Annotated in this window: 21 protein-coding genes and 1 riboswitch; of the genes, 12 read left to right on the top strand and 9 right to left on the bottom strand. The window is 71.4% G+C overall.

All coding sequences use genetic code 11. The features are described 5' to 3' along the window. Position 1: 1 nt before the first annotated feature. The 6 genes from ACFP2E_RS08185 (at position 2) to ACFP2E_RS08160 (ending at position 4,617) form a co-directional block, all read left to right on the top strand. Positions 2-925 carry a type II secretion system F family protein gene (locus ACFP2E_RS08185; protein ID WP_378522036.1) on the top strand — a complete coding sequence of 308 codons (924 nt, stop codon included), beginning with the start codon at positions 2-4 and terminating at the stop codon, positions 923-925. Positions 926-932: 7 nt separating this feature from the next. Continuing rightward, entirely contained in the window at positions 933-2,513 is a 1,581-nt protein-coding gene (locus ACFP2E_RS08180) for a sensor histidine kinase (RefSeq protein ID WP_378522037.1), read from the top strand. Beyond that, positions 2,510-3,160, top strand: a complete 651-nt coding sequence (locus ACFP2E_RS08175) for a response regulator (RefSeq protein ID WP_378522038.1) — start codon at positions 2,510-2,512, stop codon at positions 3,158-3,160. Before ACFP2E_RS08180 ends, ACFP2E_RS08175 begins: the two co-directional genes overlap by 4 nt. A 410-nt stretch (positions 3,161-3,570) precedes the next feature. Then, entirely contained in the window at positions 3,571-3,768 is a 198-nt protein-coding gene (locus ACFP2E_RS08170) for a Flp family type IVb pilin (RefSeq protein ID WP_378522039.1), read from the top strand. 214 nt (positions 3,769-3,982) lie between these two features. Next, positions 3,983-4,174 carry a Flp family type IVb pilin gene (locus ACFP2E_RS08165; protein ID WP_378522040.1) on the top strand — a complete coding sequence of 64 codons (192 nt, stop codon included), beginning with the start codon at positions 3,983-3,985 and terminating at the stop codon, positions 4,172-4,174. A 230-nt stretch (positions 4,175-4,404) separates the two neighbouring features. Beyond that, positions 4,405-4,617, top strand: a complete 213-nt coding sequence (locus ACFP2E_RS08160; protein WP_378522041.1) for a Flp family type IVb pilin — start codon at positions 4,405-4,407, stop codon at positions 4,615-4,617. Here the strand turns inward: ACFP2E_RS08160 and ACFP2E_RS08155 are convergent. The 6 genes from ACFP2E_RS08155 to ACFP2E_RS08130 all read right to left on the bottom strand — a co-directional run bounded on the left by ACFP2E_RS08155 (position 4,614) and on the right by ACFP2E_RS08130 (position 10,379). Further along, entirely contained in the window at positions 4,614-5,864 is a 1,251-nt protein-coding gene (locus ACFP2E_RS08155) for a M48 family metallopeptidase (RefSeq protein ID WP_378522042.1), read from the bottom strand. The genes ACFP2E_RS08160 and ACFP2E_RS08155 overlap by 4 nt on opposite strands. Next, a complete protein-coding gene (locus ACFP2E_RS08150) occupies positions 5,864-7,108 on the bottom strand; it encodes a hypothetical protein (protein WP_378522043.1) in 1,245 nt (414 codons plus the stop codon). The genes ACFP2E_RS08155 and ACFP2E_RS08150 overlap by 1 nt, the downstream gene beginning before the upstream one ends. 37 nt (positions 7,109-7,145) lie before the next feature. Next, on the bottom strand, positions 7,146-8,129 hold the full coding sequence (locus ACFP2E_RS08145) for an NlpC/P60 family protein (protein WP_378522044.1): 984 nt from the start codon (positions 8,127-8,129) through the stop codon (positions 7,146-7,148). Between the two features lie 25 nt (positions 8,130-8,154). Then, a riboswitch (cyclic di-AMP (ydaO/yuaA leader) is annotated at positions 8,155-8,308 on the bottom strand. A 158-nt stretch (positions 8,309-8,466) separates the two neighbouring features. Then, positions 8,467-8,673, bottom strand: a complete 207-nt coding sequence (locus tag ACFP2E_RS08140; RefSeq protein ID WP_378522045.1) for a hypothetical protein — start codon at positions 8,671-8,673, stop codon at positions 8,467-8,469. A gap of 84 nt (positions 8,674-8,757) precedes the next feature. Continuing rightward, positions 8,758-10,062 (bottom strand): NYN domain-containing protein, encoded by a 1,305-nt coding sequence (locus ACFP2E_RS08135; protein WP_378522046.1) that lies wholly within the window; start codon positions 10,060-10,062, stop codon positions 8,758-8,760. A gap of 11 nt (positions 10,063-10,073) precedes the next feature. Further along, positions 10,074-10,379: a hypothetical protein gene (locus ACFP2E_RS08130; RefSeq protein WP_378522047.1), complete on the bottom strand. Its 306-nt coding sequence runs from the start codon at positions 10,377-10,379 to the stop codon at positions 10,074-10,076. Between the two features lie 118 nt (positions 10,380-10,497). On the opposite strand from ACFP2E_RS08130, the gene ACFP2E_RS08125 reads away from it, so the two are divergent. Continuing rightward, complete coding sequence (locus ACFP2E_RS08125; RefSeq protein ID WP_378522048.1) at positions 10,498-12,291, top strand: DEDD exonuclease domain-containing protein; 1,794 nt, start codon at positions 10,498-10,500, stop codon at positions 12,289-12,291. Positions 12,292-12,312: 21 nt separating this feature from the next. Further along, the gene (locus ACFP2E_RS08120) at positions 12,313-12,591 is read left to right on the top strand and encodes an Lrp/AsnC family transcriptional regulator (protein ID WP_378522049.1); all 279 of its coding nucleotides are present in this window, start codon (positions 12,313-12,315) and stop codon (positions 12,589-12,591) included. On the opposite strand, the gene ACFP2E_RS08115 is transcribed toward ACFP2E_RS08120, so the two are convergent. Together ACFP2E_RS08115 and ACFP2E_RS08110 are read right to left on the bottom strand one after the other, a co-directional pair. Then, positions 12,574-13,452, bottom strand: a complete 879-nt coding sequence (locus tag ACFP2E_RS08115) for an FkbM family methyltransferase (protein WP_378522050.1) — start codon at positions 13,450-13,452, stop codon at positions 12,574-12,576. The genes ACFP2E_RS08120 and ACFP2E_RS08115 overlap by 18 nt on opposite strands. Beyond that, positions 13,449-14,294, bottom strand: coding sequence for a glycosyltransferase (locus ACFP2E_RS08110; protein WP_378522051.1), 846 nt, complete (start codon positions 14,292-14,294; stop codon positions 13,449-13,451). Before ACFP2E_RS08110 ends, ACFP2E_RS08115 begins: the two co-directional genes overlap by 4 nt. 216 nt (positions 14,295-14,510) lie before the next feature. Between ACFP2E_RS08110 and ACFP2E_RS08105 the strand changes: the two genes are divergently transcribed. From ACFP2E_RS08105 to ACFP2E_RS08090, 4 genes are all read left to right on the top strand, one after another. Further along, the gene (locus tag ACFP2E_RS08105) at positions 14,511-15,203 is read left to right on the top strand and encodes a glycosyltransferase family 2 protein (protein ID WP_378522052.1); all 693 of its coding nucleotides are present in this window, start codon (positions 14,511-14,513) and stop codon (positions 15,201-15,203) included. After that, complete coding sequence (locus ACFP2E_RS08100; protein WP_378522053.1) at positions 15,200-15,559, top strand: DUF2304 domain-containing protein; 360 nt, start codon at positions 15,200-15,202, stop codon at positions 15,557-15,559. Before ACFP2E_RS08105 ends, ACFP2E_RS08100 begins: the two co-directional genes overlap by 4 nt. 68 nt (positions 15,560-15,627) lie before the next feature. Next, complete coding sequence (locus tag ACFP2E_RS08095) at positions 15,628-17,067, top strand: DUF2142 domain-containing protein (RefSeq protein WP_378522054.1); 1,440 nt, start codon at positions 15,628-15,630, stop codon at positions 17,065-17,067. Further along, entirely contained in the window at positions 17,064-17,696 is a 633-nt protein-coding gene (locus ACFP2E_RS08090) for a hypothetical protein (RefSeq protein WP_378522055.1), read from the top strand. Before ACFP2E_RS08095 ends, ACFP2E_RS08090 begins: the two co-directional genes overlap by 4 nt. Here the strand turns inward: ACFP2E_RS08090 and ACFP2E_RS08085 are convergent. After that, a partial coding sequence (locus ACFP2E_RS08085) for an integrase core domain-containing protein (protein ID WP_378522057.1) occupies positions 17,693-17,818 on the bottom strand: 126 nt, incomplete at its 5' end. The genes ACFP2E_RS08090 and ACFP2E_RS08085 overlap by 4 nt on opposite strands.

The raw sequence follows: 17,818 nt of genomic DNA, 5'->3' as shown, positions 1-17,818 counted from the left end.
CATGACCCTGTTGTTCATCATGGGGGTCGGGCTCGTGTTCGCCTCGATCGTGCTGCTGGCCACGGCCATGCCGGTCCCCGAGAAGCAGGGACTGCACCGGTCGTTGGCGGTCCTGCAGCAGATGACCGACGTGCCGAAGGAGCTGACCCGCGAGCTCGACCAGCCGTTCGGCGAGCGCGTCCTCGCGCCGCTCAGAGCTCGGGCCCTTCGGATCGGGCGACGCCTCACGGGCGCCGACACGGACGCGCGGCTGCGACACAAGCTCGACCTGGCCGGCAACCCTGCCGGCTGGACGCCGGACGGCATGGTGACGGCCAAGGTCCTCGCTGCGGGCATCGGCCTCATGGCCGGCGGTGCGGTGGGGTTCCTGATGGATCTGTCCCCCAGCATGCGAGTCGTCGCCGTCGCCGGTGGCCTGGCCCTCGGTTACCTCGGGCCCAATCTGTACCTCTACCAGCAGGCCTACGAGCGCGCGGAGAAGATGCAGCGCGAGCTGCCGGACGCGATCGACCTGCTGACCATCAGCGTCGAGTCGGGCCTCGGCTTCGACGCGGCGATCCAACAGGTCGCGCGCAACACCGAGGGGCCGCTCGCCGACGAGTTCTCCCGGGTCCTCAAGGAGATGCAGATCGGACAGGGCCGCGCCGAGGCGCTGCGCGCCCTGGCCGACCGGACCAACGTCCAGGACGTCCGCACCTTCGTCAGCGCGATGGTGCAGGCGGACTCGTTCGGCATCCCGATCGGCCAGGTGCTGCGGGTCCAGTCGTCGGAGATCCGCGTCAAGCGCCGCCAGCGCGCGGAGGAGAAGGCCCAGCAGGTGCCGGTCAAGATCACCATCCCGCTGATCTTCTGCATCCTGCCCTGCCTCTTCATCGCGGTGATGGGGCCGGCGGTCATCAACATCATGGACAGCTTCAGCGGATAGGGACTTCGTGACGCCGCACCCGCACCTGCCGCACCTCGTCGTGGGCGGCCGCGTCTTCGGACTGCTGCTGCTCACGACGCCGCTGCTGTGGTCGCGCGACGCGATGGCCGCGCTGGCGCTGCTGGCGGTCGCTGCAGTGTGGCTGGCAACCTCGGCCGCCGAGTGGCTCGGCGTGCGGCGTACGCCGTTGCTGGTAGCCGACGCCGCCGCCATCGGCACGGTGGCCGCGCTGGCGCTGGACGCCACGATCGCGGTGCTGGGCGCGCTCGCCATCCCGCCCTTCACGGCTGCCCTGCGGCGGGGACCGCGCGGAATGCTGCTGGCCCTGTCCGCCGAGCTGACCACGCTGGTGGCGCTGGCCCTGTGGCTGCGCGGCGGACTCTCGGAGCTGGAGGGCACCGGCGCCGTCACCTGGGCAGTGACCGGACTCGGACTCGGCCTCATCGGCAGCTTCGTCCGCACCACCGGCCAGTCCACGGCTGACCCGCTCGCGCCGTACCGCCTGGCGCAGTCGCTCATCCGCAGGCTGATCGGGCTGTCCGGCGACCTGTCCTCCGGGCTCGACGCCGAGACCGTGGCGACCTCGGTGGTCGGCGCGGTGAAGGACGAGCTGCCGGTCGCCTTCGCCGCCATCCACGTTCCTCGGGAGAAGGGACTGGCACCCCTCCTGACGGAACCTGGTGGGACCCCGGGTGAGATCGAGACCCTCCTCGGGCTGGGCGAGACGGCCCTGGCGAGCGGTCGGCCCGTGGTCAGCGGCCGGACGTTCGCGTTCCCGCTGATGACCGACGCCGGGCCCGTCGCCGTCGTGTCCGGACTGACCCCCGACACCCTGGATCTCGACCAGGCGGCTGCCGCCGAACGGCTCGCCACGCTCTCGGAACGCCTGGAGCCGGCGGCGGTCCACCTCGACACGGCGCTCCTCTTCGCAGCGCTGCGCGACACGGCCACCCGCCACGAGCGGCACCGGCTGGCCCGCGAGATGCACGACGGCGTCGCCCAGGAGATCGCGTCCCTCGGGTACGCCGTCGACGGCCTGGCCGCCACGGCGGCCGACGGCAGACAGCGCGACGAGCTCCAGGCCCTGCGCCGCCGCATCACCGATGTGGTCGCCGAGGTGCGTCGGTCCGTGCAGACGCTGCGCACCGACATGGGAGGCAGCCCCAGCCTGGGCGCGGCGATCGGCTCGCTGGGCCGGCACCTCAGCGACAGCTCCGGGATCCCCATCATCGTGACCGCGGACGAACGCCCGACCCGGCTGCGTGCCGAGGTCGAGGCGGAGCTGCTGCGCATCGCCCAGGAGGCGATGACCAACGCGGTCCGGCACTCCGACGCCACACGCATCGAGGTGACCTGCCGGGTGGACGCTCCGACCGCCGAGATCAGCGTGCGCGACGACGGTGCCGGGCTCCGACCGGGCCGCAAGGACTCCTTCGGGCTCGAGATCATGCGCGAGCGCGCCCGGCTGGTCGGCGCCGAGCTCGAGATCGAGCGGGCCCGCCCGCACGGCACCCTCGTGTCGGTCCGGCTGGCACCGTCGACCGCAAGACCCTCCGCACCCTCCTCCACGACAGGAGTCTCGGCATGAGCGACGCGCAGAGCAGCACCACCCGGGTCCTGGTCGTCGACGACCACGACCTGATCCGGGACGGCCTCGTGGGCGTCTTCGGCCGCGAGCCCTCGATGGAGGTGGTGGGGGCGGCCAAGACCGTGCAGGAGGCAATGGCGCTCCACGCCGAGACCTCCCCCGACGTGGTGGTCACCGACCTCCAGCTCCAGGACGGCACCGGCCTCGACATCGTCCGGGCGGTGCGCCGCACCAGCGCCGCCGCCGGGGTGGTCGTCCTCACGATGCACTCCGGCGACGAGCAGATCTTCGCGGCGATGGAGGCCGGCGCCTCGGCGTTCGTCGGCAAGGACGCGCCCTCGACCGAGGTGGTCAAGGCCGCCCGGCACGCCGCGGTGTGCCCCCGGAGCTTCCTGTGCGCCGGGCTCGCCGAGGCCGTGATCCGCCGTACCAACCTCGACTCCACGCGGCTGACGGACCGCGAGCACGACGTGCTGGTGCTGCTCGCCGACGGCCTGAGCGCCGCGGAGATCGGCACCCGGCTGCACCTGTCGGAGTCGACGGTGAAGTCGCACGTCGGGCACATCTACCAGAAGCTCGGGGCCACCAACCGGGCCCAGGCGCTCGTCACGGCCATGCGGATCGGGCTGCTGTCGAGCCTGGGCTGACACGCCCACCCTCTGACGCACATCGGCCGGTGGAGCGACGCGCGGAGCGACGCGCGGAGCGAGCGAGAATGCCTCAGCATTCTTCGCGCCCTGCCTATTCTGAATTACTGGGTCGCGCTTTTCGCATTCTTCTGCGCAAGCAGATCATTTGATATCGCGAGCGCAATTCCTCGCATCATCGGCAAACACTTACCCAATCTGGGTGATGACAGGCCGCCCGGGTTCTGCAAAGTGCTTTTGACCTGCAGGAATGCCCTCACTCAACCGGTAGCTGGCCGTAGTCAGTTCGGGCTAGAGACGTGTGCACGGATGCCTGATCGCATGGATTCTCGACCTGGCCCAGAATTGAACGCAGAGGGGCCAGACGGGTCCCGCTCCCGAACTGTAGTGGGGACACAAAGGAGAAGGAAATGCTTGACTACCTGCGTATTGTTCTGGCCGCTCGTACTGCTGACCGCGACGAGCGCGGCGCCTCCGCCGTGGAGTACGGTCTGCTCATCGCCGGCATCGCGGCGCTGATCGTGGTCGTCGTGTTCGCCTTCGGCGGCCAGCTCGAAGGCGTCTTCGAGGACACCTGCAAGAGCGTCGCCCAGTCGACGACCTGCTGATTGCGGCAACGCGCCACGGGAGGCGGGACCAGCGGGTCCCGCCTCCCGTGGCGCTGTCTACCCATCTCTCCTAGTCCGATCGGACTAGAGGAGTCGGGCCGAGCAGCGGATCCCGCCCTGGCACCGGGTGCAGCAGAGTGTGGCCCCGTGAGGTCCGCCGGACCTCGGCCGCGCTCCCCACGGGCGCCGCCTCCCTCGGGACAAGGAGACCCCAGTGCTCGACTACCTCCGCATCATGCTTGCCTCTCGCCTCCGTGACGAGCGCGGCGCCTCGGCCGTGGAGTACGGCCTGCTGATCGCCGGCATCGCGGCCCTGATCGTCATCGTCGTCTTCGCCTTCGGCACGCAGCTCGAGAGCGTCTTCAGCGACACCTGCAAGAGCGTCGCCTCTTCAACCACCTGCTGATGTGCGAGCAGGAGCGGCGGCGCTCGAGGGTTCCTCCTCGGCGCCGCCGCTCTCCGCTTCTTCGGCAACGAGCCGCGCCACCCGGCATGACCGGCGCTGTACGACCGCAGCACGAGGCATAGCACGGAGTGGCTAGGCGACTCCCCACGAACGTCCGTAGCCCCGGCACGCCGCCGCGCCGGACGATGGGAGAACACCACGAAAGTGGGCGTTCGGATCGAGGAGACGCCATGACTGACCCAGGACCCCAGTCTGCCCCCGGGGGCGGGGAGACCCGCCGGCGGACCGAGCGTGGCGCCAGCGCCACCGAGTACGCGCTCCTGGTCAGCGGCATCGCGGCGGTCATCGTGCTCGTGGTCTTCGCCTTCGGAGACACTCTCCTCGGGATGTACGACGACACCTGCGACAGCGTGGTTTCGCATGCCAACGGTGGCAGCTGCTAGCTCGCGGGCAGCTCCTGCGGCAGGCCTTCGTACGACCGGGCCAGGCCAATCCGCTGCAGCGACGTCGGGTGGCTCCCGAACCAGAAGTGCGACCACGGCGGCGGCGTCGGGTCCGACAGCGACCGGATCGCCAGCTGCCGCTGCATCTCGATGAACGCGCCGGGGTCCCCGGTCACCTCCAGCGCGACGACGTCGGCGCGCAGCTCCACCTGACGGCTGAGGCTGCTCTGGACCGGGCTCGCGACGAAGCCTGCGACCACGGCCAGCGCCAGCACGAACGGCACGACCGCGGGATCCGCCATGGTCAGGCCCCGGCGACGCCCCCACGCGCCGACGACCAGGGCGCCGAGGCCCACGGCGAGGGCAACACCAAGGGCCCCGAGCGTCGAGCCGACCAGCACGTCGCGGTGGCGGGCGTGCGCGAGCTCGTGGGCGACGACGGAGAGCGCCTGCTCCTGGGGCAGGTCGTCCACGAGGTTGTCGTAGACCACCACCCGACGGGTGTCCCCCAGTCCCGAGACGTAGGCGTTGAGCGTGGTCGTCCGGCGTGACGCATCGGCCACGAGGACCTCGTCGACGTCGACCTGCTCGCGCTCCGCGAGCTCGAGGATCTGCGTCCGCAGCGAGCCCTCGGCGAGCGGCTCGAAGTCGTTGAAGAGCGGCTCCACGACCACCGGGTAGGCGTACGAGCCTGCCAGCACGAGCCCCGCGAGGACTCCCCCGGCGACCGCCGGCCAGCCGCGACGCCACCGTCGCGCCGAGCCGACGAGGACCAGCAGCACCACGGACACCATCGCGATCTCGACGGCCTGTCCCCGTGCCACGTCGAGGAGCCAGGCAGGCACGTCCTGCGTGGACAGCCCGTTGGCGACGAGATGGCGGTGCATCAGCAGCCCGAAAGGAAGGGTGACGACCCGGCCGAGCAGCGTCAGAGCGACGACGGCGAGCAAGACCTGCACCCACCACCTCCCCGGCAGCCGCTGCACGAGCCGCCGACCCGTCGAGGTGAAGCCCAGCCAGCAGGCCACGGCCGACGCCAGCAGGTAGGAGCTCCACGACCAGGTACGGGCCCAGCGGGAGAACTCCTCCGCCCGTGCGACCTGGTCGGCCGAGAACACGCTCGCCGCGGAGGCGGGTTCGGGAGTGCCGCCGGCCACCGGCGACCACGGGACGAGCAGCGCGGCCAGCAGGACGAACGCGACGCCCGAGGCCGCGACCACGAGGAGGGCGGTGCGTCGGTCGGGCATCACCCGGACAAGTCTGTCAGGAAGGCCCGCCAGCGCCGCGTGAGCTCGGCCTCCCCGAGCCCGAAGCGCGCCCGGAGCGCCTCCTCGACCGGGTCACCGGACTGCACGTCGCGGTAGAGGCCGACCAGTTCCGCCTCTCCCCCGAGGTCGGCGAGCAGGCGGCACGCCAGCCAGGCCGCCTCGTAGGACGCTCCGAGGTGGGTCTCGGCGGTGTCGAACTCGGTCTGGCCGGGCAGTGCCTCGGGCGGCCCGTCCCGACGCACCTGCCGGATCACCTGGCCGGCCGTCACGGACAACGGCAGCCGGACGTCCCGCAGCGCCACGTAGTCGGCGAAGCCCTCGAGCAGCCAGAGCGGCATCGTGGACAGGGCGGCGTCGGTCGCGACGTGGACGGCCTCGTGGCTCATCACCACCTGGGCGCCGCGCGGCTGGAGCCGGCCGTAGACCTCGGGGTTCACGAACACGTGGACGGGTGCGTCCCCCGTCAGCGAGCCGTCGACGCTCGTGGTCACCGCGGCGATGCGGTCGTAGGTGCCCGGGTCGGCCGCCAGGGACCGGTGCAGGGCCCCGGAGCTCGACGGCACCTCGACCACGAGCCCGCCTTCCCATTCGCCGAGCACGGCCCGCACCGCGGGCACGGCCGTGCGCACGCGGCGATCGAGCCGGTCGGCCTGCGCCCTGCCCCCGTCGACGAGCAGCAGGTGGTCCGCGGACCGGCGCACCTCCACGCCCGGGGACATCCAGACGGGTGATCTGCCCTCGCCTGCCCGGCTCCCGCCGATGCCACTGATCGCGACCGTGTCCGTTGTGTCCCCCGCACCGTCCGTGTCGCCAGTGTCGCCGGTGAAGCGGAAGCTCACCTCGGTGCGCGCCGGCCGGGCGTCGAAGCCGGCGAACGCCCAGGTCGTCGCCACCGCCGCGGACCAGGCCCCCTCGGCGTCGACACCGCCGAGCTCGTCCACGTAGCGCAGCGAGAAGCCCTCGACCCCGGCCTCGCGTGCCGTGGTCACGAGCCCGGTGAGCAGCCGGCGGGCCCTGCGGTCCCCGGCCGGTGCCAGGTCGGCGGCCGCGCGGGTGTCTCCGGTCCGGACGGCCTCCTCCAGAGACTGCAGGACGGCGGACGCCTCGCCGGCGGGGGCACCCGCAGGTGCCGTCTCGGGTGGCGTGGCGACGTACGGGTCGTCGACGACGCGCCAGACCACCAGCCCCGCGACCAGCGCCAGGGACAGCGAAAGGCCGGCCACCCACCAGCGTGGGCGACCGGCCTTTGCGCGAGCCGGATCAGCCAGGGCGCACGGCCCCGGTGTACGGCATCGAGTAGAGCCCCGCGACCTCGACGCCCGTGCTCGGGTTGGCCGCGTGGACGATCATGCCGTTGCCGATGTAGATGCCGACGTGGCTGATCGGGTTGTAGTAGAAGACGAGGTCACCGGGCTGCAGCTGGCTCGCGGCAACGCGCGGGCCGGAGCTGTACTGGGCGCTCGAGGAGTGGGGCAGCGAGACGCCGGCCTGGCGCCAGGCCATCATCGTGAGGCCCGAGCAGTCGAAGGCGTCCGGACCGGCGGCGCCGTAGACGTAGCGATCGCCGACCTGGGCGCGGGCGTAGTTGACGGCCGCGGCCGCGCGACCCGAGACGGGGACGCTCTCCGGCATCCGCTCGCTGCTCCGGGAGGCGAGCATCCGCTCCCGCTCCTCCGCCTCGAGCCGGTCGAGGAGCGCCTCGGCCTCGGCGAGCTTCTCCTCGACGGTGGCCTTCTCGCGGGCGAGCTGGGTCTCGACGCTCTCGACGCTGTCGAGGCGCTTCTCGGTGGCGTCCTGGCGCAGGCCGAGCGCGGTGCTCTCGCGGCTGTAGTCGTCGAACAGCTGGCCCTGCAGGTCCTGGTAGGCCGACACGGTGGAGAGCTGGGCGAGGAACGTCTTCGGGTCGTCGGAGACCACGACCTGGCCCACCGTCGACAGGCCCTCGCCCTGGTACTGGCGCAGGACCGACTCGAGCACCTGCTCGCGCACGCCCTCGAGCTGCTTTCCCTGGCGGCGCTCGTCGGCCTTGAGGGTGCGCAGGTCCTGGCGCAGGTCCGTGAGCTCGAGCCTGGCGTCGTTGTAGCGCTCCTGGGCGACCTCGGCCTCGTGGTAGAGCCGGTCGACGGTCGCGCGGACGTCGTCGATGTCGGGCTCGGCCTGGGCGGTCCCGGGGACCAGTCCCACGCCGGCGGCCAGGGTCAGCGCGGACACGGCAGTGATGAGTCGCTTCCGTCCGTTGGGCACGAGCGGGCGGTCTCCTTCGACGTCGTACGCCTACCGGGTGAGCTGACGGGTTCGGGCACGACCGGCCCTACGCCTGCTCCTCGGTGGCGCGTGAGCGCCCCCGCCTCGCGGGCGATTCACCCCAGGGGGAAGTGGGTCCCCGGCTCTCGGGCCACCCCGAAGTGGCCCCAGACTCGGCGCGGCGCCCGCGCGGATCCGGTCTGATCCACTGCCACGGGCACCTGAGTCCCACACCCTAGTCGGGCCGCCGGGAGGTCTCCAAGTCCCCCCACCGGACCACGCGAAGTGGCCTTCCCCACGTCGCGCCCTTGCGGTGCAGCGACGGCTCGTCCCGTGGTCAGGCGGACTCGACCTCGGGGCCGTCGAGCGGCTGGACGAGCCGCAACGGTGGCACCAGGCCGCCCGCGGCCAGGGCGTCGAGGGCGCGCCGCTCCTCGTCGTCGAGGGTCAGCTCGGGCGGGGGCCCCAGCAGCACCGTCACCACGCAGTCGTGGCAGGCCAGGCCCCGCACCACGCACGTGTCGCAGTCGATTCGTGTCGTCATGCGGGGGACGCTGCCAGCGACCACCGACACGCCGGGCCGCCACGACCCCTGGCCGGCGTGTCGCGCCCGAGTCGGGCCTGCGCGTCAGCCGCCCGCGAGCAGGTCGGCCAGCACCGACGCCGGCACCACGCGTGCCCCCGCGCGCGCCACGTCCCGACCCAGCGCGGCGTCGGTGGTCACGACCACCAGCACCCGCCCCTCGGGCTCGGCGGCGACGAGGTCGCGGATCACGTCGTCGGCGATCACGCCCTCCGGGCTGAAGCGCACCCGGACCCCGCGCGGGGCCGCCACGACAGGCCGGGCTGTTGTCGTGGCGGCTGCGTCGAAGATCACCGTCGTGTCGGCGCCGGTGCGCGCCACCAACGGAGCGAGGCCGTTGACCAGACGGTTGCGCTGCGCCTCGAGGGAGGCGGACGGGAACGCCGTCTTGCTCACGTTGTACCCGTCGACGACGAGGCGGGCCCGGGGAAGTGCGAGGGTCTGCTCGAGCATCGCCGGGCTCAGGATCGTGCGGTCGCCGGCACCGCCGGCCGTGTCCGCGCGCTCGAGCTCCGCCTCGACCCGGTCGGCCGGGGCACCGGGGACAGCAGGAAGGGAGAGCTCGCGCCGGAGACCTCCGGCGGCCTCGACCAGGGTGTCGAGGAGCAGCCTGGCCCGGATGGTGACCTCCTCACGGTCGGCGCGGGCGCTCCGGCGCGCCTGCTGGGCCTCGGCCTGCAGCCGCTCGAGCTGCGCGCGGAGCTGCCGGACCTCCCGGTCGCGGTCCGCGAGCGCGCTCTCGACCTCCGCCCGGGCCTCCGCCACCCGGACGTCGAGGTCCTCGGCGGTGACCGCGCTCTCCCGCAGCACCGAGCGCGCCTCGCCGAGCTTGCGGCGGAGCGAGGCGTTCTCCGCCTTGAGGTCGGCGAGGCCCTCGCGATGCCGGGTCCGCGCGTCGCGCAGCGCGCGCTCGGCCGTCTCCGCGCGGCTGCGCCACCGCTCGACCTCGGCGTCGGGCGCGGAGGTGCTGCTCGCCACCAGCCGCTCGACGGACGCCTCGAGGAGGGACTCCCAGCCCTCGGGTCGCAACAGCCACGCGAGGGCCGCGAGCTCGACCGGGTCGGCGTCGTCCGGGGCCGCCGCGAGGTCGGCGGGCGGGGTCGCCTGCGTGGCCCCGACCTGGAGTGCGACGCGTTCCCGGAAGTCGTCGTCCTCGAGGGCGGCGGAGATCGCAGACGCGCCGAGCCGGGCGCGGCGCGCAGGGGCGAACTCCGCCACCTTGCGCAAGGGGACCGGCAGCCGCGCGACGCCGGGCAGCGCCTCCGCCGTCAGCGCCACCACGCGGGCCGTGACGGCTCCGGGAAGCTGCGCCAGTGGTACGCCGGGAGCACCGGTGGTCTCGCCGGACACGTCGTCGCGCCTCAGGCCGACGGGCCCTGGCCCGGACTCGCGCCCACTGATCCGGCGGCTCCGTCGGTCGGGTCGGCTCCGTCGGCCACGTCGGTCCGCGCGACGACCTCGACGGCGTCACTGCGACCGCACCAGCGGCAGGTCACCTGCTCGACCGACTCCTCGCGGAGCTCGGTGTCCTCGACCTCGTGGTCGCCGGCGAGGTCGAAGTGCCAGAACTCGGTAGTCCGGCGGGTCCGGGTGACGTCGAAGCGGGTGAGGTTCCCGCACGCGCCGCAGCGCCAGCGCTGGTCGGCCTCGGGGATCACTGGGCTCATGGGGCTCACTGGGCTCACGGTGGCCTTTCCTGGTCGTCGGGCCCTCGGGCTGTCGGATCCACCCTATTCCGCGCGCCCTCACGGGCATTGTCGGCGCGCACATCTAGCGTCGGTGGACGTGAGCAGCGCAGTACCCGTCCTGGTCCCGGACACGACGTCCCGGTGGGAGTCGCAACGCTCCTTCGACGAGCTGGGCCGCCCCCTGCGGGACCTCACGTTCTGCGTGGTCGACCTCGAGACCACCGGCGGCTCCGCCCAGGGCGGGTCGCGGATCACCGAGATCGGCGCGGTCAAGGTGCGCGGCGGCGAGGTGCTCGGCGAGTTCCAGACCCTGGTCAACCCGCACACCGAGATCCCGGCCTTCATTGCCGTCCTCACCGGCATCAGCAACGCGATGGTCGCCGACGCGCCCGCGATCGAGTCGGCGCTGCCGGCGTTCCTCGAGTTCGCCGAGGGCTGCGTGCTGGTGGCCCACAACGCGCCCTTCGACATCGGCTTCCTGAAGTACTTCTGCGAGCAGCAGGGCCGGCCGTGGCCGCGGTTCGAGGTGCTCGACACCGCCAAGCTGGCCCGACGGGTGGTGACCCGCGACGACGCGCCCAACTGCAAGCTGTCGTCACTGGCGCGGGTCTTCAACTCGACCACGACCCCGAACCACCGGGCCCTGTCGGACGCGCGGGCCACCGTCGACGTGCTGCACGGGCTGATGGAGAGGCTCGGGGGCCTCGGCGTCCAGACCCTGGAGGAGCTGCAGACGTTCTCCTCCCGGGTGACCACCGCGCAGCGCAAGAAGCGCCACCTCGCCGAGGTGCTCCCCCACGCCCCCGGCGTCTACCTCTTCCGTGACGACCGCTCGCGGGTGCTCTACGTCGGCACCTCCCGCGACCTGCGGACGCGGGTGCGCTCCTACTTCACCGCATCCGAGACCCGCTCGCGCATGGGCGAGATGGTGGGGATCGCGGCGACCGTCACCGGCATCGAGTGCGCGACGCCGCTCGAGGCGCAGGTCCGCGAGCTCCGGCTCATCGCCGAGCACAAGCCACGCTACAACCGCCGGTCGCGCTTCCCCGAGAAGGTCCACTTCCTCAAGCTGACGCGCGAGCCCTGGCCGCGGCTCTCGCTCGTCCGGCGGGTGCTCGACGACGACGCCGACTACCTCGGGCCGTTCTCCTCGCGGAAGGCCGCCGACCGGTGCCTCGCGGCGCTCCACGACACGTTCCCCGTCCGGCAGTGCTCCGACCGGCTCGGCCGGGAGCCGTCGCGCTCGCCGTGCGCGCTGGCGGACATGGACCGCTGCCTCTCGCCCTGTGACGGGTCCGCCGACCCCGCGGCGTACGCCGCCCTGGTGCGCAGGCTGCGCGACGCACTGCTGCGCAACCCCGACGACGTCGTGGAGACCATCAACGAGCGGATGGCCGCGCTGGCGGCCGAGGAGCGGTTCGAGGAGGCCGGGAGCCACCGCGACCGGCTTGCCGCGTTCGTGCGCGCCGCAGCGAGGACGCAGCGGCTGAGCGCACTCACGCGCTGCCCCGAGGTGGTCGCCGCCCGCCGCGAGGACGACGGCCGCTGGGCGGTCCACGTCATCCGGTTCGGCCGGCTCGCCGCGGCGGGCTGCATCCCGCCCGGCGCCGACGCCCACCAGTTCGTCGCCGAGCTCAAGGCCGGCGCCGAGACCGTCCGGAGCGCGCCCGGCCCGGTGCCCGCGGCCAGCGCCGAGGAGACCGAGAAGGTACTGCGCTGGCTCGAGTCCCCCGGGATCCGGCTCGTCGAGGTCGAGGGCGAGTGGACCTGCCCCGTCGGCGGCGCCACCCGCCACCTGGCGCTCCACGACGCGGTCAACCAGTCGCGGCTGACCCTGGTGCCCTTCGACGACCGGCGCAACGTGGCCACCGTGCACCAGCCCGCACGCTAGGGCTGGCGTTAGGCTCCGCCCATGATCACCGCCATCGTGTTCGTCAAGGCCGACGTCGCCCGCATCCCCGAGGTCGCCGAGCAGATCGCGGCCCTCGACGGTGTCAGCGAGGTCTACTCGGTGACCGGCCAGATCGACCTCATCACCCTGGTGCGGGTGCGCGACCACGACGACGTGGCGGCCGTGATCGCCGACAAGCTCAACAAGGTGCCGGGCGTGACCTCGACCGAGACCCACATCGCCTTCCGCGCCTACAGCCAGCACGACCTCGAGTCGGCGTTCTCACTCGGTCTCGACTGACCCCAGGCGTGCGTGCACGTCGAACCATCCCCCCATGTCCCGGCCGCGGGCCTGCGCGTACCGCTGACGCACCGCAACCACGGGCGGCAGGTTGTAGACCGCCTTGACCTGCCGGTGAAAGCGGCCCAGTGGAAGCCCCAGGATCCTGCCGGACTCGGCGTATGTCGCCCGTGCCCGCTGTTGCCGACCGATCTCGATCAGCCGCTGGGAGATGGCTTCTGCTCTCTGCCACTCGCCGGGAGCCTCCCGACCGAACGGGCCCGACATCTCGTGGGTGAACCGGGCGTCCACGTACCTTCCCTCGAGCGCCGGGAAAGGACAGCGGACGGACGGGTTCAGTGCTTGGTTCACCAACTTGAAGTCGCGGTACCCACTCTGCGAGAGGAGCTCGATGAGGTCTTCCGTACCGGTGGGGTCAGAGACATCCGCCTCGAAGGACACGAGCTCGGGCCGGTGCTCCATGCCGCACAGGCTTTCGATGCACAGCCGATCTGCTCCCTCGATGTCGACCTTCACGTAGTAGGGCACAGGAAAGGGCGAGAGCAAACCTGCGAAGGTGTCGCTCGGGACCCGCAACCGCTCGACGTCCGCGCCCAGGGCAGATCCGGCACGCTCGGCCCGGATGGAGCCCCAGCCCTCGATGGAGCTGGCGTAGAAGTCGACCTCACCGGGTTCCTCGGCAACGGCAACGTTGAGCACGACGAGTCTCCCCTCGGCGATGGCCGCCGAGAACCGTAGCTCGGCCTCCGCGGTCAGCCGCGGGTCCGCCTCGATGGCCACGACTCGGAACCCTTTGCGGAGGTAGAAATCGGTGTCATCGCCGCGATGCATCCCGACATCGACGATCAGGCGGTCGGTCACTTGGTCGCTCCTTCGGGTAACGGACTGGAAAGCAGCCTTTGATGCGCCCAGCGCTGCATCGGCCGGGGTAGCTTCCGGTAGCCGTTCCTCACCGCCAGATTGGCCACCATCCGGCGGCGGGTGACAAGCCCGTAGCTGTGCAGGTTGCGCTGCAGAGCTAGTTCCGCCCGGCGAGCCGCCCGGGAGCTACGCCGATCCAGGGTCAGGTCGCCGACCCGGAACCTGACGAGGGGCTCAGCGAGGTTGTGCGCTCGAGCGCCGGCCGCCAGCATGCGGGCCACCAGGTCGTAGTCCTCCAGGAAGGGCAGGTCGCGGTACCCGCCCACCGCCACCGCAGCTTGCCGCCGAATGAACATGGTGGGGTGGTTCACGGGGTTGTTGAAAGCCGCACGACGAAGTATCTGGTCGTGCGTCTCCGGCAACAACCTGATGCTCTCCCCCGGCCAGCAATCCGAGAACTCGAGCATGGCCGCTCCCACCACATCGAATGACCCCGCCTCCAAGGCCTCGCGCTGACGGGCAAAACGACGCGACAGCGAGATGTCGTCCGCGTCCGCGATCGCTACGAGCGCGCAGTCCGTCGACATGAGTGCCGCCTGGCGGGCGGGGCCGGATCCCGATTTGGCCGGCAGTGCGATTCGACGCAGCGGCAGCATGGGAGACGCATACTTCTCAAGGACGTCGTAGAGCTGGCGGGTGAGCGCCCCGTCCTCCGCCACGATCACCTCCTTCGGGCGGAGGGTCTGATCGCAGAGGCCTCCCAGGGCTTGATCGAGATGGTCTGGGTCAACCTGGTCGTACACCGCCATGATGGCGGCGACATCGCTGTTGCTGGTGTCCATCGACATCTCCTGGTCGCACCGATTCGCACCGCCACACTAGACATCGACATCGCTTCACGCGGCAGTTCAGCCCCGAGCCTTTGGTGCATCCTCCGATCGGACCATTGATGTTGGTCCAAAATGACCAGGGTCGACGGGACAGAAGGGCAGAGTCGCGCAATCTGGTCCTGCGACCGCCGCTCCGCACCTAGCCTCGGGGAGAACGGAGGAGGCGAAGTGGTGGGGATCTCAAGTGCTGCGGTCCTGATTCCTGTGTTCAACGAGGCCGCGATGATCCATGAGGTCGTTGCCAAGGTGCGCTGTGGCTTCGACTTGGTGGTGTGCGTCGACGACGGCAGCTCCGACGACTCCGCTCGTGCCGCCGAGTCTGCTGGCGCGACCGTGGTGCGGCACTCCGTTAACCTCGGGCAGGGCGCGGCGCTACGCACGGGATTCGACCTGCTCGCCACTCGCCGCGACCTCGAGCACGTCGTCACTTTCGACGCCGACGGGCAGCATCGCGTCGAGGATGCGAAGGCCATGGTCGCTCATGCACGAGAGACCGGCGTCCAGGTCGTCCTCGGCACGCGTGCGAAGGGCGGCACCACGGACCAGCCCCTCCTCAGTCGGCTGACGTTGCGAGCCGGCCTCTGGTACTCCCGTCGGACCAGCGGTCTCGAGCTGACGGACACCCACAACGGCCTGCGCGTGATTCGTAGGGACGTCTTGACGCTTCTCGCGCCTCGCCAGCGCGGCATGGCCCATGCGAGCGAGATCGAGATGCTCATCTCCCGCCATCAGCTCACCTGGGGCGAGCACCCCGTGTCGATCGCCTACACGGACTACTCCCGCTCCAAGGGACAGAGCAGCCTGAACGCCGTCAACATCGTCTACGACCTCGTCGCAGCGAGACTGAACACCCCGGCATGATCGTCAAGATCCTCCTCATCGCCAGCGTTGCCGTCACGGCAGTGTGGCTGCTGCGTGGGAGCCGCAGAGGCGGGCGACTCGCGATCAGCAGGCTCGCGGGGCTGACGTTCGCCGCGGGCTGGGTCATCGCCGTGATAGCTCCCGACAGCGTGACCCGCATGGCCAACGTGGTCGGCGTCGGACGAGGTGCGGACCTCCTCCTCTACGTTCTCGTCGTCGCTTTCATGTTCACCAGCGCCGCGCTCCACCAGCACGTACGCCGTCTCAACGACTCCATTGCCGAACTGACGCGCTCCCACGCCCTGCTGGCCCACGAGGTCCGCAACGCCCAGCCCGAGCACGAGTCGGAGCGGTGACGAAGCCACAGTCGCCCGACCTGTCGGCGCGGGCGTCCCGACCCGAGGTGCGCACCCGGTGGGCCCCGATGAGGGTGCTGGGCCTCGCGGTGGCGGGCCTGCTGCTCGTCCAGGCGGCCTGGACGATGGTCACCCCGCCCTTCCGCGGGATGGACGAGCACGACCATGCCTACAAGGCTGCCGCGGTGGCTCTGGGCGACTGGGGGTCCCAGCACGAGACCAGCCCGCAGGGTTGGGGTGAGTTCGTGGTCGTCCCGCGCTCGCTGGTGGTGGCGGCCACCCCCGTCTGCGAGTCGCTGCCCTACACGACACCGCACAACTGCACACCTGTGTCGGACGAGGGCAACGGGCTGGTTCGAGTGGCCAGTTCCGCGGCGAGGTACAACCCGTTCTTCTACGCGGCGATCGGACACGCGGCACGACCCGTCGAAGGTACGACGGCTGTCCTCGCCATGAGGCTCGCCGCGTCACTGCTCTGTGCGGCGCTGCTGGCCGCCGCGGCGTGGACCACGGTCCGGCACTCCCGCACGGCCTGGCGTGCCGTCGCGCTGCTGCTCTCGCTGACTCCCATGATGCTCTACACCACGTCGATCGCGGCACCGAACGGAGTCGAGGTGGCCGCGGGGGCTCTCGCGTGGTGCGCACTGCTGTCTCTGTGGCGCACCGGGTCGTTGCGGGTGCACCGCTCACTGCTCCTGATCGCCGCCGCCGCCGCGATACCTCTCGCCGTCGTGCGCGGCTTGGGCCCCCTCTGGCTGGCGTTGATCCTGCTCGTCTCAGCGTTGCTGGCCAGGGGTGAGGACCTGCGCCGCCTGGCCCGCGACCGCACGGCGAGACTCAGTGCATCGGTCGCCGCGCTCGCCGTCGCGGTGGGCGTGTCCTGGACGCTCACCGCGAAGGCGGTTTCCTCGGCCGGCCCTGCCGAGTACACCGACTCCCCGTGGGCAGTAGTGCCCGAGCTGTCGGTTCTCTGGGTCTTCCAGAGCATCGCGGCCTTCCCCGCGCGGGACGAACTCGCACCGCTTCCGCTCTACGCGCTCGTGCTGACCGCCCTGTGGTGCCTCGTCGCCTACGCCTGGCGCCTGGGCGCAAGGCGGGAGCGTTGGGCGCTCGTCGCCGTGGCCCTGCTCGGCACGGCAGTCCCCGTCGCTGCGACAGTCGCCACCTACGAGCGCATCGGCACCGTGTGGCAGGGGCGCTACGCGTACCCGTTCACCATCGGCTTCGTGCTGATCTGCGGCCTGGTGGTCGACAGGGCCGCGCGGGGTCGGTTCGTCACGAGCGTGTGGCCGATCTGGGCTGCCGCAGCAGTGGTGGCTGCGGCGAACACGATCGGGCAGCTGGCGGTTCTGAGGAACCAGCTCGCCAGCAGTCCCCTTGCCGGCACCGACGCCTGGTGGGCTCCACCGGTCGTCCTCGTCGTGGCGCTGAACGTCGTGGGGTTCGGGCTGCTCGCCGTCGCCCTGCTCCCCAGACGTCCAGCGGCGGCCGATAGCCTGCGCCCGTGACCTGGCTGGCTGACAACTGGCTGGACATCTTCGGATGGTTCGGCAGCGCGCTCCTCATCTTCTCGCTGCTGCAGACCCGCATCCTGCGGTTCCGCTTCCTCAACCTCGCCGCGTCGGTGAGCCTGATCATCTTCAACGCGCTCGTCAGCGTGTGGCCGATGGTCGGCATGAACACCGCTACCGCGACGATCAACCTCTACTTCATCTGGAAGCTCCTGCGCGAGCGGCACGACGACGCGGTCTTCGAGGTGCTGCGCGTCGGTCCGCGCGACGCCTACCTGCAGCACTTCCTCTCCAGCTACGGCGACGACATCGCCCGGCACCAGCCCGGCTTCGACGCCGCCGCGCTCACCGAGGAGGACCTCGCGTTCCAGGTGGAGAAGGGCGCCGAGACCGTCGGCGTGGTCCTGATCCGCCGCGACGGGGACGTGGCACGGGTGCTGCTCGACTACGTGACGCCGCGGTTCCGGGACTTCTCCCCCGGCGAGTTCGTGTGGAACCGGGTCCCCCGCCTGCGCGCCCGGGGCTTCCGCAAGGTGGTCACCCCGCCGGACATGCTCAACCCCTACTACGACCGGCTCCCCCACGGCTTCCGCCGCGAGGGCCCGTCGTACGTGCTCGACATCTAGCTGTGATGCCCAGCCAGGTTGTCCAACCTGGCGATGGGTGAGCGCTTCCCGATGGCCGAGTGGGGCCGGTGGTGGTTGTACTCGTGGATCCATGCTGGCAGGGCCGCGAGCCTGGCTGCCTC

Source organism: Nocardioides sp. GCM10027114, assembly GCF_042659625.1.
Taxonomy (GTDB): domain Bacteria; phylum Actinomycetota; class Actinomycetes; order Propionibacteriales; family Nocardioidaceae; genus Nocardioides.
The sequence above is the reverse complement of the archived record's forward strand: the minus strand, read 5'-3'. Positions and strand labels throughout refer to the sequence as shown.

Bases quoted from the DNA above. Each gene is read 5' to 3' on its own strand.
- ACFP2E_RS08185 (WP_378522036.1), top strand. From the start codon at position 2: ATGACCCTGTTGTTCATCATGGGGGTCGGGCTCGTGTTCGCCTCGATC.
- ACFP2E_RS08175 (WP_378522038.1), top strand. From the start codon at position 2,510: ATGAGCGACGCGCAGAGCAGCACCACCCGGGTCCTGGTCGTCGACGAC.
- ACFP2E_RS08170 (WP_378522039.1), top strand. From the start codon at position 3,571: ATGCTTGACTACCTGCGTATTGTTCTGGCCGCTCGTACTGCTGACCGC.
- ACFP2E_RS08160 (WP_378522041.1), top strand. From the start codon at position 4,405: ATGACTGACCCAGGACCCCAGTCTGCCCCCGGGGGCGGGGAGACCCGC.
- ACFP2E_RS08155 (WP_378522042.1), bottom strand. From the start codon at position 5,864: ATGCCCGACCGACGCACCGCCCTCCTCGTGGTCGCGGCCTCGGGCGTC.
- ACFP2E_RS08140 (WP_378522045.1), bottom strand. From the start codon at position 8,673: ATGACGACACGAATCGACTGCGACACGTGCGTGGTGCGGGGCCTGGCC.
- ACFP2E_RS08130 (WP_378522047.1), bottom strand. From the start codon at position 10,379: ATGAGCCCAGTGATCCCCGAGGCCGACCAGCGCTGGCGCTGCGGCGCG.
- ACFP2E_RS08120 (WP_378522049.1), top strand. From the start codon at position 12,313: ATGATCACCGCCATCGTGTTCGTCAAGGCCGACGTCGCCCGCATCCCC.
- ACFP2E_RS08110 (WP_378522051.1), bottom strand. From the start codon at position 14,294: ATGGACACCAGCAACAGCGATGTCGCCGCCATCATGGCGGTGTACGAC.
- ACFP2E_RS08100 (WP_378522053.1), top strand. From the start codon at position 15,200: ATGATCGTCAAGATCCTCCTCATCGCCAGCGTTGCCGTCACGGCAGTG.
- ACFP2E_RS08095 (WP_378522054.1), top strand. From the start codon at position 15,628: ATGAGGGTGCTGGGCCTCGCGGTGGCGGGCCTGCTGCTCGTCCAGGCG.